Source organism: Paenibacillus sp. AR247 (assembly GCF_002968895.1).
In the GTDB taxonomy this organism is placed as follows: domain Bacteria; phylum Bacillota; class Bacilli; order Paenibacillales; family Paenibacillaceae; genus Paenibacillus_AQ; species Paenibacillus_AQ favisporus.
In genome coordinates this window covers 196,893-210,416 of record NZ_PCZT01000012.1, presented here as the reverse complement: position 1 = coordinate 210,416, position 13,524 = coordinate 196,893, and the positions used below count along the sequence as shown (strand labels likewise).

Genomic DNA, 13,524 nt, shown 5'->3' with positions numbered 1-13,524 from the left:
CGCATTCAGCGTGCCGAGTCCCGTGCCGTTTCTGAAAAATACGTATTCCGCTGTCGTAAACAGCTGTGTCAGTGCAGCATGGCGGCTTTTCACCTTTTTGGCGCCACGGACAAGTACGCCTACTTTACCCGCGTTTTCGGTGCAAATCGTAATGATTTTGTTCCCTTCGCCGTAGTCCATGCTGCGGATGACGATCCCTTCCACCCTGTATAGCATGCTTCTTCCCCCAGCCATTCCCGGAGCAGCCAAAGATCATTCGTTCTCTTCATAGGTATCCGTCTCATCCAGCAGCTGCGTCGCAGCCGCCGTCTCCGCTTCATCCGCCGTCATGCCGGCGGACTGTTTATAGAGCAAGTAAGCATCCACATCTCCAGTCATCGCAAAATACTTCCACGAAAAATCTCGCATTCGTATTCATCCTTTCTTCGGAAATGGCGTCTGCATCTTCAAAAAATAGGATGTTACGAAAGCCGTGAAACTATGTGTTGCAATTCCTGCCAAGCCGGGATTCCCCCGCCGGCATTGGATGCTCACTAGTCGCGGTTAAAGCCCAGATCACGAAGAATCCGCTCTTGGTTGCGCCAGTCTTTTTTCACTTTTACCCACAGCTCGAGGAAAATTTTCGAGCCAAGCAGGTTTTGGATATCCTGCCGCGCCTGCTTGCCGACTTCCTTCAGCAGCGAGCCCTGCTTGCCGATAATGATGCCCTTCTGCGAATCCCGTTCCACGAAAATTACCGCCGAAATATACACGACGCCGTTGTCCTGCACGCGCATATCTTCGATCGTGACCGCGATGGAATGCGGAACTTCTTCGCGGGTCATATGCAAAATTTTCTCGCGGATCAGCTCCGCGCAGACGAACTGCTCGGGATGGTCCGTGACCTGATCTTCCGGATAGTACTGCGGCCCTTCGGGCAAATACTTCTCCACCTGCTCGAGCAGGGTGTTCACGTTGTTGCCATGCATGGCCGAAATCGGCACGATCTCGGCGAATTCGTGCAGCTTGCGGTATTCCTCGATGATCGGAAGCAGCGCCGGAGGCTCGATTTTTGTCAATCTTGTTGAGCACGAGAATGACCGGCGTCTTCACCTTCTTCAGCTGTTCGATGATATAGCGGTCCCCGCCCCCGAATCCTTCGGACGTATCGGCCAGGAACAGTACGGCCTCCACCTCCTGCAGTGTATTCAGCGCGGTATTGTTCATGAAATCGCCAAGCTTGGATTGGCGCTTGTGAATACCCGGCGTATCGAGAAACACGATTTGGGAGTGATCCGTCGTATATACGCCGTGAATTTTGTTGCGCGTCGTTTGCGGCTTATCCGACATGATGGCGATTTTCTGGCCGATGACTTGATTCATCAGCGTCGATTTCCCCACGTTCGGTCTGCCTATAATGGCCACAAAGCCTGATTTGAATGACGGTTTCGCCATGTAAGTCATTACCCTCCTATAATGCTTCCTTAAGCAGGAAGACCATCAGGGCCCGCATTCTTCGTACCGCGGCTAAACATGATGCTCACCGCCGCCGAAGATGGGGCCCCAGGTTTTATATGTGTGTATTCCAATGGATCGTGCAGCTTATTCGTTGTCACTGCGTTTCAAGTCGGAAGGTCCAAACGCACCCGGCAGCAGATCCCGCACTGTGGTTTCCTGGATGTCCCCCTTCAGATTGCCCATGATGACTTTCATGTCGGGAGCACACAGCTCCACCAGAACCTGACGGCACACGCCGCACGGCGAGATCGGACCTTCGGTATCTCCAACAACGGCAATCGCCTGGAAGCTTCCGGGCTGATGACCGTCTGCTACCGCACGGAACAGGGCGGTTCGTTCCGCACAGTTGGTCGGCCCGTACGCCGCGTTCTCCACGTTGCAGCCGTGATGGATATGGCCCTCGGCGTCCAGCAGGGCCGCTCCTACGCCGAAGTGGGAATAAGGGGTGTAGGCCTTGGTCCGCGCCTTGATCGCTTCTTGCATTAATTGAGCTGTGTCCATAGTATGATTCCTCCTGTAACTTCTAATGTTGACTTCCCAGCCATGCTGCGACAGGCTGATAGAACACAATAATGGCGACGACGACGGCAAAGATGGCCGTCAGCAGCACTGCGCCGGCTGCGGTATCTTTTGCCGCCTTCGCCATAGGATGCGGCTCCGGAGAAACCATATCCACGACGACCTCGACGGCGGTGTTCAGCAGCTCGGCGGCCATCACCATCGTGATCGCGACGAGCAGGAACAGCCACCTCTGCCACGTCAGCTGCAGCAGGGCGGCAGCGGCAATGACCACAACCGCCGCCACGGCATGAAATCGCATGTTCCGCTGGGTTTTCAATGCATATCCGATTCCTTCCGCGGCATAACTGAATGAAGCAAGGAAGGAGCGCTTGGCCATTACCGGGTCAACCCCACCTGGGCCAGGACAGCCTCCTGTTTGCCCATCATCTCCGCTTCGCTTTCCGCATCCTGATGGTCGTACCCGAGCAAGTGCAGAAATCCGTGAACGAACAGGAAGCCGATTTCACGCTCCATGGAGTGCCCGTATTCTTCGCTCTGCGCCTTGGCCCGGTCGAGGGAGATAATGATGTCGCCGAGCACCTCCGGCATATCGTGCAGCTCCTCGTCCTCTTCCAGCTCATACACGATGTCCAGTTCTTCGTCCAGGCTCTCGTTCATTGCGAAGGACAAGACGTCCGTCGGACGGTCGATGCTGCGGTACTCGAGATTCAGCTCATGAATCTGCTTATCGTCGACGAATGTGAGCGCCACTTCGCCGTCCTCCACGCCTTCCGCTTCCCCCGCCTTCTGCAGGATGACTTCCAGCGTGGCAATCAGCTCATCGCTGACCGGATGCTCATTTTGTTCATTGTTCCAAGCCAGATGCAGACCCATCTTTCAACCGCTCCTTCTATTCTCTTCATCCATCTTCGTTTTCTTGATTTCTTCCGGATACTCGATCCGGGAGTGGAAAATCCCCATGACACTTTCTTTCAGCGTCTTTGCGATAATATCCAATTCCTTCATCGTCAGATCGCACTCGTTAAACTGGTGATCGTCTAGCCGGCTCTTTATGATTTTCTCGATCACCGATTCCACCTGAGTGACGGTCGGATTACGGAGGGACCGCACGGCAGCTTCGACGCTGTCCGCGATGCCGATGACGGCCGACTCTTTGGACTGAGCCTTCGGACCGGGGTAACGGAAATCCTCTTCCGTGAAATCCGGCTCTTTGCCCTGCTCCTCCGCCAGACGAAGCGCCTTGTGGTAGAAGAAATGCAGGAAGGTGGTGCCATGGTGCTGCTCGGCGATATCGCGAATCGGCTTCGGCAGCTTATAATCCTTGAGCATTTCGACCCCGTCCCTCGCATGCGCAATAATGATCGACTTGCTCAGCTTCGGATCGATCGAGTCGTGGGGGTTCTCCATATTGTTCTGGTTTTCTATAAAATAGCTTGGCCGTTTCGTCTTCCCAATATCATGGTAATACGATCCGACCCGGCACAGCAGCCCGTTGGCGCCGATCGCTTCGGCCGCTGCCTCCGACAAATTGCCAACCATGACGCTGTGGTGGTACGTTCCCGGCGTTTCGGTAAGCAGCTTGCGCAGCAGCGGGTGGTTCGGATTCGACAGCTCCACCAGCTTCAGGGCCGACAGAATGCCGAACGTGACCTCAAAAAACGGCATCAGGCCGATGACCAGAATCGCGGTCAGCAGTCCGCCTGCAAAGGCAAACCCCAGCGCGTACAACGTCGACATTTGCTGCCAGTCATCGTTGTCGATCAGGTTAATCAAAAATACGGTCAACGAGCCGAACAAGCAAACCATGATCCCGCCCTTCAGCAGGGTCGACCGCTGGCTTGCCTTATGGATCGTAAAAATCGCCACATAGGATACGATCAGCGAGAACAAGCCGAACTTAAAATCAAACATTTGCCCCTGATGCACATTCAGGATGACGCTGGACAGAATACTGAAGACCATGGCGCAGAAAAACGCGAGCGACATGTCCAGCAGCAGCGTGACCAGCATCGAGCCGATGGCAACCGGCGCCAAATAGCCCAGATAGGGGCGCTCGCTGCTCTGCAAAATGCCGGCGACATGCATGGAAACGATCGTAATAATAAAAATAAGAACAAGCATCAGCAGCTGGGAATTGTTATACCCGAACTTGCCCCCGTTAAGCTGGCGGATGAACATCATGAGTCCTAAAGCCAGCAGAAGAGACAAAAGCAGCAGCCCAAACTGCGGCCAATAGTTGACGTCATTTTTGAGCAGGCCGTTATCATCCAGCAGGTTGTACAGCTCTTCCGTAATCAGCTCGCCTTTGGCGACAAGCACGCCGCCCTGCTTGATATATACCGTAGGGGTATTTTCCCCGGGGCTGAACTTTGGCTTCCTTCGGTCGCCTCTTCGTACATAGAAACTTGTCTTCGACAGCTCCTGCACTACCTCGCGCGCGGTGCGCTGGCTCAGAGAGCTCGTGCTGACCAGCTCGGCCACCTTGGCCCTTGCCGTCTGGGCGTCCACGATCTGGTCGTTGGTCAGCCGCGATACGATTTCACGCGCCACCGGCTTCATCTCGGTAATATCGGCAGAGGTCAGACGCGGAATTTTGATGAAGGTCTCTTCCGGAATTTTATAGACCTGCTGGCTGGTCACCCTCAGCATTTCGTTCAGCAGCGCTTCGGAATAGGTGCCTGAACTCCGCGTATTATTGACGTAGTTCTGCACAAAATCCTGGGCGCGCTGCGGTATCTCCTGACGGTAGATCGCCACCTTGTCCTCGCGGGAAACCTGGTCGTCCTGATTAAGCTTGTCGATCCGGTCAAGCAGCGAGGCGATCAGGCTATCGTTCCGGATCGGAACGATGGTGTAGATCGGCTGCACGCGTTCGGCAGCTTCCTCCTGCGCCTTCAGAGTCGCTTTGTTGTTCGGAATCTGCATCGGCGCCGTAATTTCCTTCTCGCTGTGCGTGCCGACCTGAATATTGATTTTTCCGGAAGCAGATCCGGCGCCAGGCTCACGTAGAACAGAATGGCCAGACATAAAAAGAGAACATAGCGGGTTGCCGCGCTATGTTTCCATCCGATATTTTTAGTTGAGAAAGATTTGCCTGATGACGCTTCTTTCGAAGTCATAAAGATAATCCCCTCTAATCTTGGTTTTCTGCAGCTTTGTCGTAAGCAACAATGATTTTCTGCACTAGGGAGTGACGCACGACATCCTGCTCGGCGAACTGCACAAACCCGATCTCATCAATGCCGCTCAAGATCGACTTGGCTTCAACCAGCCCGGACTTCTTGCCTCTCGGCAGGTCAATCTGGGTTACATCGCCCGTGATGACCATCTTCGAGCCGAACCCAAGACGGGTAAGAAACATTTTCATTTGTTCAGGTGTCGTGTTCTGGGCCTCGTCCAATATGATAAAAGAATCATCCAGCGTCCGTCCCCGCATATAGGCGAGCGGAGCGATCTCAATCAATCCCCGTTCCAGCGACTTTGCAGTCTGTTCAGGTCCCATAACGTCATAGAGCGCATCGTACAGCGGACGCAAATACGGGTCTACCTTCTCCTGAAGGTCACCCGGCAGAAAGCCCAGGCTTTCCCCCGCTTCGACAGCCGGACGCGTCAGCACGATCCGCTTGACGGAGCCCTCCTTCAAGGCCGCAACCGCCAAAACAACCGCTAGATAGGTCTTGCCTGTTCCCGCAGGCCCGATGCCGAATACAATGTCACGCTTGCGGATGGTGGTGACGTAGTGCTTCTGGCCGATCGTCTTGACCCGGATCGGTTTGCCCCGGAACGTGGTCATGATTTCACCCTTGAACAGGTCGAGCAGCTGATCCGCCCGGAAGTCCTTCGCCAAGTCGATCGCATAGGATACGTCGCGTTCGGTCAGAATGTAACCGTTGCGGACAAGCTGGAGAAGCACCTCAAACAGCTCGGTCAGCACCTGCACGTCGCGGTCGCTGCCGCGGACGGTAATTTCCGCTTCCCTCGACACGATCTGGGCGGGAATCTCCGCTTCGATCATCTTCAGAAAGGTGTCTTGCGGTCCGAAAATGGACATCCCTTCGCTTGCACTTTGAAGTAAGATTTGTGCGCTGTGATTTTTTTCTGACAAATAGCCTCATTCTCCTTGGTTGTGAACTATGGGAAGCTCTTCGGCAATCTTCTCTTCCACCTCGAAAAGCACTTTCATATAAACTTTACCATTCTCTTTCTTCTCATGCAAAATTTTTTGGCTGATGATCTGCGAATCCGTCCCATATTTCGCCAAAATATCCCGCACGGCTCCGTCCAATCCCTGTTTTTTGGCCTCTTCGACGGTCAGCGTTTCTTTGCTTTCCTGTACTTCCATGACTTTTTCCGTCATCCATCCGACGGGCAGCTTGAAGGAGCGCCAGGTCAGAGGGTCATGCTCCGTCAGCGTTTCGGAAGCCTGGTACGGATCTTTTCCGTAGCCCCACAGCTGCACCGCACGGTCACCGATCACAAAATAAGACTTGGTCTTTCTTTCCCCGGTATACACTTTATGCTTCTGGACCAGCGGAACCGCAAGGCGGTATTCGTGCCAAACCAGCCCTTTGACCTCCCCTTTGGCCACGACAACCTGGGTGTTTCCGCCGTCAACGCCAAGAATGCCCGATATGAGCACCTGTCCTTTTTTCACACGGGAGTTCTTCTCGACGAGCGGCCGCCCCTGCTCCGCATAGATGCTCGTGACCACCGCATCCGTCCGGCTGACCAGATGGCGCGGGTCGGTCAGCGGCTCCTTCGGCGGTTCGGCCGCCTCCACGATCTGGATCGTGATGGTGGTACCTTTGCGCTCGACCCCGATCCAGGACGTGCCCGGAAGCCGGATGCTCAGCTCACGCGACAGCTTGTCCGGTGAATCTAAGCGGAAAATCCACTGGAACGGGCGGACCCCCTCCTTCTTCGCCGCTTCGAGCACGTCTTCGGTCGCGATCTTTTCGTTGCCGGTTACCCTGACGTTCCACACCATCGACGACAGCAGGAAGAGCAAAACGAAAAACAGCACGATGCCCACCTAAAAAATTTGCGCTTATACAGCTTGACCAGCGTAAAGGGCAAACCGATCCGGCCCTGTACATGCACCCGGCAGCCTGTCCGTTTCAACAAGGGACGAAGAGCATGAAAATCCCTCAGCAGCACCTTCATCTCTGCCAAATTTCCATTTTTGGGCTCGATGTCCCATACCGGTACACCGTTCTCCGCCAATGCATTGATGAAATACTCCACATGCTCCCCCCGGACAGCAATCCGCACGCAGCCACGAACCCGGGTTAACGTAGGGATTTTCATGGACTCTCCTCCGTTCCTGTATATTTAATGTTCGTTACCGATCCTTCGATCATCACTTCTTCCGGCAGAATCGACCGGATCATAAGCCCGGAGCCTTCGATCTCGAGCAGTCCCTGGGACAGGGAAAGGACCATTTTATCGGGTGAAAAATGCCGGACGCCCCGATGATTTTCGATATAGAGTTCTTTGTTTCCCACCATAGTGATGCGCGGCAGATCGAACAAAACGTCCTGCGGAACATCCAGCATTTCGTTCGCCCACTTCCGCAGCCTGCGGCTGATCCCGGCCATACGAAGGTCTTCCCCCTTCCTGTACTCTACACCTTATGCTCGTAAAGCCCGGTTTATGAAGCTTTTCAGGGAAGTTCAAGCCATAAGATCACACGCCTTGCGCACCACGAAAAAAAACGCCTCTCGGCGTAAGGTCACAGCAGACAGGCTGTGCGATCCAAAATGAAAAGCCTCTTCCGCAGCCCGAAAAGATATCATGATCTTTTCGGGCCGAAAGAGGCCTCACTTCTAGATTATCGTTATTTTCGCGGATTCAACGGGCGTTTGGAGCGGGGCGGGCCCAAAATTTCAGCCCAGATGATCCCTTGTCTGGCCTGCTCGGCCAAAGGGGATACCGGGACAGCTGCCTCACGATCAGACGTTCTGTCAGCCGCCATATCCATTTGCGTCGATATTCTGTCCAGAGATGCGTTCACCCTGTTGATCTCCTGCTGCATTGTACGGGTTCGATCCGCCAGCGTAGCCTGTACCGGGGACGGCTTCTCTTCCGCCCACATCGAGGATACTCCTTCGCCGGTATCATAGTCCGGAGCCGGCCGGTAGTCCTGGGAATATACTGGCGGTTCAGGGGCTGACGAATCATACGATCCGAACGGGGAGCTCCTTCTGCCGACAGGTTCCTGCGGCCGTGGCCGGGAGCCGTATGCCGGATCTGGACGGCCCTCATCGTATTCCTCATCCTCGTCCTCGTCGTAATCGTCCGCTTCGTCCCGTCGTTGATACGGACGGCCTTCTCCCCCGAACGTGGGCATGCCCCGGGGCTGCTGCCTCTGCTTCGATTTATTTCCTCTTTTGCTCAGCGCAGAGATGACCGCAAATCCAATGATCAGGATCCAGTAAAAGTGTTCAATGATCCACATGGATGCTCATTCCCTACTTGTTATTTTTCGGACTGCCGCCGCCATCTCCGCTATCCCCCATTTTGCCCAGCGAGCCGCGCATTTGGGTATCGGCTTCAATGTTCTTCAGGTTCATGTAATCCATGACGCCAATCTTTCCTGAGCGAAGGGCTTCCGCCATGGCGAGCGGCACTTCGGATTCGGATTCCACAACCCGCGCTCTCATCTCGACGACGCGAGCCTTCATTTCCTGTTCTTGAGCTACCGCCATCGCACGGCGTTCCTCGGCTTTCGCCTGGGCGATCCGCTTATCGGCTTCGGCCTGTTCGGTCTGCAGGTAAGCCCCGATGTTCTTGCCTACATCCACGTCGGCGATATCGATCGACAGAATTTCAAAAGCGGTTCCCGCATCCAGCCCCTTGGCCAATACGGTCCGGGAAATGGAGTCCGGGTTTTCCAGCACGTCCTTGTGCATGTCACTGGAGCCGACGGTCGTTACGATCCCTTCGCCTACGCGGGCAATAATCGTTTCTTCACCCGCACCGCCGACGAGACGGTCGATATTGGCACGGACCGTAACCCGGGCCTTAACCTTCACTTCAATCCCGTTCTTCGCAACGGCGGCTACGACCGGAGTCTCAATGACTCTTGGGTTGACGCTCATTTGAACGGCCTGCAGTACGTCGCGGCCAGCCAGGTCGATGGCGGCGGCACGCGTAAATTCGAGCGGAATGTTGGCGCGCTGGGCCGCAATGAGGGCGTTAACTACCCGGTCCACGTTACCACCGGCCAGATAGTGACTTTCCAGCTGATTGATGTTGAGACCCAGCCCCGCCTTCGTCGCTTTGATGAGCGGATTGACGATCCGGCTCGGCGTGACGCGCCGCAGTCTCATGGCCACCAGCGTAATAATTCCGATCCGGACGCCGGACGCCAAGGCCGAGATCCAGAGCATGACCGGGAAAAAGACTGAAAAATACGCTGAGCACAATAATGATGACAACCGCAATCAGTAATACCGTGATAAGAGAAGTTCCATCCATACTGCCTATCAACCTCCAGGTAATCAATTGGTTTCATGTGACATTCTTTCCAGGTTCTTTACAACATGTTACACGAATCTCGCCAAAAAGCCAGCATTATTCCGGCTTTACGACAATTCTCGCGCCTTCGACGCGAACGACCTTGACCGGTGTGCCCGCCGCGACAAACTCACCGTCCGTTACGACGTCGATCCGCTCGCCTTCCACGTCCACAGTACCGGCCGGACGGAGCGGAGTCACGCTAACGCCTGATTTTCCAAGCAAATCCTCCTTCGCATCGGTCGGAACGAAGCCCTTCTCCTTGGTCAGCGATTCTTTCAGGATGAAGCGGTTCCAGATGCCCTTCTCCTTAAATATGATCGCGACGATCACCACGACCACGACGGCTGCCGCAAATGCGATCCCGAGCGAGAACAAGGCGTGCGTCGTATCGTAAGCTGCCCGGACAACGCCCGCAATCAGGCTGACAGCACCCAGAATACCGAGGATGCCGAAGCTCGGGACAAACATTTCTAGAATCATAAGAATGAGCCCGATAATAAAGAGCAGCCACGTCTCGGATCCTGCGAAGCCCGCCACATAGTTACCGAAGAAATACAGTACAAAGGCCACTACGCCTATGATCCCCGGAACGCCAAAGCCAGGTATCATCAGCTCGATCACGACACCGGCTATCCCCAGGAACAGCAAAATGATCATCACGGTTGGATGTGTCAGAAAGGCTGCCACCTTCTCCGCACCGGTATGCTCGACCCGGAAAACGTCATCCGTCGAGTACCCCATCCATTGAATCGCTTCCTCAGGCGTCGATGCGATATGATCGGCATATCCGACCTTCAAAGCCTGTTCGCTCGACAAGGCGATAATATCGCCTTTCTCTTTCTTCTCTCCGATCGCCGGCATGTCGACGACCATGTTGATATCCGCCATACCCTCGGCGATTTTGCTGTCCCGTCCGCTGGATTCAGCCGCTGCGCTCATTTTCGACTTCCAGTACGCGACCAGCTTGGCATCATCCACGCGTTTTCCCGTACGGTCCACCATGGCGGCGGCGCCGATCATGCTGCCTGGCTTCATGGCGATTTTATCGGCATTCAGCGCGATATAGCTGCCGGCCGAAGCCGCATTGCCTTGAATGTAAGCAAGCGTAGGGATCTTGCTGTCACGGATCATCTGCCCGATTTTATCGGCGGTATCGACAAGCCCGCCCGGCGTGTTGATCTCGAGCACAACGAGCCCGGCATTCATCTTGGCCGCTTCTTTAAAACCGCGTCGCATGAACTTCTCAAGCCCCGTCTCAATTTCCTGGTCCACCGGTATGATATAGACCGGGCCGCTCTTCTCACCGGTTTCGGCGGATACCCGCCCGGGAAGCCAGCTGCCGGCAACCAAGAATATGAGCATCAGCATCATTACGAGAGACTTAAGCCCCTTTTTGGCCAAACTCACCTTACCCCTCCTTTCCACATTCCCGTTATAATGTCCATCATATGGTAGTTATTACGCATCATAGAAGGGAATCGTTTCAGAAAATGAAAAAACACCCCTGAAATCAGGGGTGTTTCACTTATGTTTATTGCAGAAATTGTTGAACCACTTGGTTCACAAGTTTGCCGTCTGAGCGTCCCTTTACCTTCGGCATGAGCGCGCTCATCACTTTCCCCATGTCGGCTTTCGAAGAAGCACCGGTTTCCTGGATGGTCTGCTGTACAATAACTTTAATTTCTTCTTCGGAAAGCTGTGCGGGAAGATACTGACCGATAATCTCGATTTCTGCTTTGGCATGTTCCGCAAGGTCCTCGCGGTCTGCTTTTTGAAATTCTTGGAGGGCATCTTTGCGCTGTTTGATTTCACGACTGAGGATATCAAGCACTTCGTTGTCATCCAAAGTTCTTTTCAAATCTATTTCAAGATTCTTGATCGTCGAACGAACCATTCGAATCGTGGAGAGTTTGAACTTGTCTTTACTCTTCATCGCCTGCTTCATATCTTCGTTCAATCGTTCGCTAAGATTCATGCTAGTTCAAATCCTCCTAAAACTTTCTCTTACGAGCAGCCTCGGACTTTTTCTTGCGCTTTACGCTTGGCTTTTCATAATGCTTACGTTTCTTCACCTCAGCCAATACGCCATCCTTAGCGATGGAGCGCTTAAAGCGGCGAAGTGCAGCATCAATAGTCTCGTTTTTGCGAACTTTAGTTTCAGACACCAGTTTTCCCTCCCTCCGACCAGACCGTCCAAGAGCAATAACACGGTTCATCAAACTTAATTATAGGTGAAAGAGAAATAGGGTGTCAACCTCAGGGCCATTTTTTCACCAAAGGCCGGATTTGCCGGGGTACAAGCTTATGCGTGAGAGTCGGAAATTCCGGTCAGGGCGCCCAGTTTGGCCCCTCCGAGCAGGTGATAGTGAATATGATGGACCGCTTGTCCGCTATCCGGTCCGCAATTGTTGATGAGCCGGTATCCCGACTCATTGACGCCCAGATCCTTGGCGACCTGCTGGGCCACCTGATGCATTTCGGCGATCAGCGGGAGATCCTCCTCCTGAACCTCGTTCATTGAGGCGATATGCTTTTTCGGGATGATAAGCACGTGAACCGGCGCGGCAGGCTGAATGTCACGGAATACCAGGATCCGTTCGTTTTCAAAGACTTTCTGGGAAGGGATGCTCCCTTCAACGATTTTGCAAAACAGGCAATCCATCGGATTGTTGCCTCCTTTAATATGTAAGAGATTTTCTTTTCTTATCATACCGGATATAAAATGACCCGTCCAATGTCCCGCTGTATCCGGCTAATAAATAGTTCATCTGGAGCGCCGAATCCAAAAGAAAAGGGACACCAGTTCTCCCGGTATCCCTCTTCAGGTTCGTACGTTATATCAGATATTAAAAAAATGGCAGCAGCGACAGCGCCGTCAATCCGGCCAGAGGCAGAATCAATCGGTTAAAGCGGGGTCCGTAAAACGGGTACCCAAAGCCGTAGCCGTATCCAAACGGAGGAAAGAACCCTGGGAAAAATGCACGGTAGTCATATCCCGGAAAACCTCCGCAAGGGTCGAAGCAGCCATGATGGATCGGCATGACCGCTGGCGCCACGTTGGCCGGAGCTACATGAGCTGGAGCCACGTTTGGTGACACGTTAGCAGGAGATACATACATCGGAGCTATGTTCGCGTTCGGTGACACGCTTGCAGGCGACACATATGTCGGAGCACGTTCGCGTTCGGCGACACGCTCGCTGGTGATACATATGTCGGTGCTACGTTCGCGTTCACGCTTGCAGGTGATACATACATCGGAGCTACGTTCGCATTCGGCGACACATGTGCTGGCGACACGTTTTCATGGCCTACCGGTACTGCCAGATACAGCCTCTCCTCATCAACACTTTCCACAAATCCATCGTGTACGCTTCCGTCCGCCATTGTCGCGCGGACGTAACGGTGCATATGCTTTTTGCATAACTCTATGGCCTCAAACTTTTCCATTGCCCTTCACAGCCTCCCAATTTCAGAAGATTTACATGAACATCGTATTCAAGGCTGGGCGAATGGCTACTGTCTTTTTCAAAAAAATATGGATGATGGCCTAAAGCGTTTCAGGAACGATCCGCGAACCGCCGCCGGCCTGCTCGGCAGGCACCACGATCAGCTTGCGCGGAAGGCGGGCCCGCAGCTCGGGCACGTGGCTGATGATTCCGACCGACAAATGATCGTTATGCAGCTTCTCCAAAGAAGTGATTACCGTATCGAGCAGCTCGGGATCGAGCGTCCCGAATCCTTCGTCAAGGAAGAAAAACTGCAAAGGATATTGGCCCCGAAGCTGAATTTGCGCCGACAGGGCCAGCGCAAGGGACAGGGAGGTCAAGAAGGTCTCGCCTCCGGACAGGGTGGACACCGGACGGCGCACCCCGCCGTTGGCATCATCCCGAATCAGGAAGCCTCCCCGGAATCGACCTCCAGCGCATAGCGCTGCTTGGTCAAGAAACGCAGACGCTGTGAAGCAGCCTGGCTGACCTGCATCA

13 protein-coding genes and 4 pseudogenes are annotated in these 13,524 nt (G+C 54.1%); all 17 read right to left on the bottom strand.

Going from position 1 to position 13,524, the window contains the following annotated elements; all coding sequences use genetic code 11:
- Positions 1-216, bottom strand: a 216-nt coding sequence (recO, locus tag CPT76_RS40300; protein WP_258168736.1) for a DNA repair protein RecO, incomplete at its 3' end; no start/stop codon positions are given.
- A gap of 36 nt (positions 217-252) precedes the next feature.
- Positions 253-408 carry a YqzL family protein gene (locus CPT76_RS22305; protein ID WP_105444506.1) on the bottom strand — a complete coding sequence of 52 codons (156 nt, stop codon included), beginning with the start codon at positions 406-408 and terminating at the stop codon, positions 253-255.
- 125 nt (positions 409-533) lie between these two features.
- A pseudogene (era, locus tag CPT76_RS22300) lies at positions 534-1,434 on the bottom strand (GTPase Era).
- A 147-nt stretch (positions 1,435-1,581) separates the two neighbouring features.
- The gene (locus CPT76_RS22295) at positions 1,582-1,998 is read right to left on the bottom strand and encodes a cytidine deaminase (RefSeq protein WP_105444505.1); all 417 of its coding nucleotides are present in this window, start codon (positions 1,996-1,998) and stop codon (positions 1,582-1,584) included.
- A 22-nt stretch (positions 1,999-2,020) separates the two neighbouring features.
- Complete coding sequence (locus CPT76_RS22290; RefSeq protein WP_076169807.1) at positions 2,021-2,395, bottom strand: diacylglycerol kinase family protein; 375 nt, start codon at positions 2,393-2,395, stop codon at positions 2,021-2,023.
- Complete coding sequence (gene ybeY / locus CPT76_RS22285) at positions 2,395-2,892, bottom strand: rRNA maturation RNase YbeY (RefSeq protein ID WP_105444504.1); 498 nt, start codon at positions 2,890-2,892, stop codon at positions 2,395-2,397. Before ybeY ends, CPT76_RS22290 begins: the two co-directional genes overlap by 1 nt.
- Positions 2,893-2,895: 3 nt before the next feature.
- Positions 2,896-5,046, bottom strand: a complete 2,151-nt coding sequence (locus CPT76_RS22280; RefSeq protein ID WP_374954709.1) for an HD family phosphohydrolase — start codon at positions 5,044-5,046, stop codon at positions 2,896-2,898.
- Between the two features lie 106 nt (positions 5,047-5,152).
- Positions 5,153-6,070, bottom strand: a complete 918-nt coding sequence (locus CPT76_RS22275; protein ID WP_374954724.1) for a PhoH family protein — start codon at positions 6,068-6,070, stop codon at positions 5,153-5,155.
- A 60-nt stretch (positions 6,071-6,130) separates the two neighbouring features.
- Positions 6,131-7,326: pseudogene (yqfD, locus tag CPT76_RS22270) on the bottom strand (sporulation protein YqfD).
- A complete protein-coding gene (yqfC, locus tag CPT76_RS22265; RefSeq protein WP_105444502.1) occupies positions 7,323-7,616 on the bottom strand; it encodes a sporulation protein YqfC in 294 nt (97 codons plus the stop codon). The pseudogene yqfD and the gene yqfC overlap by 4 nt, the downstream one beginning before the upstream one ends.
- Positions 7,617-7,855: 239 nt before the next feature.
- Positions 7,856-8,476, bottom strand: a complete 621-nt coding sequence (locus CPT76_RS22260) for a hypothetical protein (protein ID WP_105444501.1) — start codon at positions 8,474-8,476, stop codon at positions 7,856-7,858.
- A gap of 13 nt (positions 8,477-8,489) precedes the next feature.
- Positions 8,490-9,498 (bottom strand): annotated as a pseudogene (gene floA / locus CPT76_RS22255) (flotillin-like protein FloA).
- A gap of 96 nt (positions 9,499-9,594) precedes the next feature.
- Positions 9,595-10,902 (bottom strand): NfeD family protein, encoded by a 1,308-nt coding sequence (locus tag CPT76_RS22250; protein WP_374954723.1) that lies wholly within the window; start codon positions 10,900-10,902, stop codon positions 9,595-9,597.
- 169 nt (positions 10,903-11,071) lie between these two features.
- A complete protein-coding gene (locus tag CPT76_RS22245) occupies positions 11,072-11,515 on the bottom strand; it encodes a GatB/YqeY domain-containing protein (protein WP_076169799.1) in 444 nt (147 codons plus the stop codon).
- A gap of 16 nt (positions 11,516-11,531) precedes the next feature.
- A complete protein-coding gene (gene rpsU, locus CPT76_RS22240) occupies positions 11,532-11,705 on the bottom strand; it encodes a 30S ribosomal protein S21 (RefSeq protein WP_005547957.1) in 174 nt (57 codons plus the stop codon).
- A 137-nt stretch (positions 11,706-11,842) separates the two neighbouring features.
- Entirely contained in the window at positions 11,843-12,202 is a 360-nt protein-coding gene (locus CPT76_RS22235) for a histidine triad nucleotide-binding protein (protein WP_076169798.1), read from the bottom strand.
- Between the two features lie 886 nt (positions 12,203-13,088).
- Positions 13,089-13,524 (bottom strand): annotated as a pseudogene (locus tag CPT76_RS22225) (SbcC/MukB-like Walker B domain-containing protein); the annotation flags it as partial.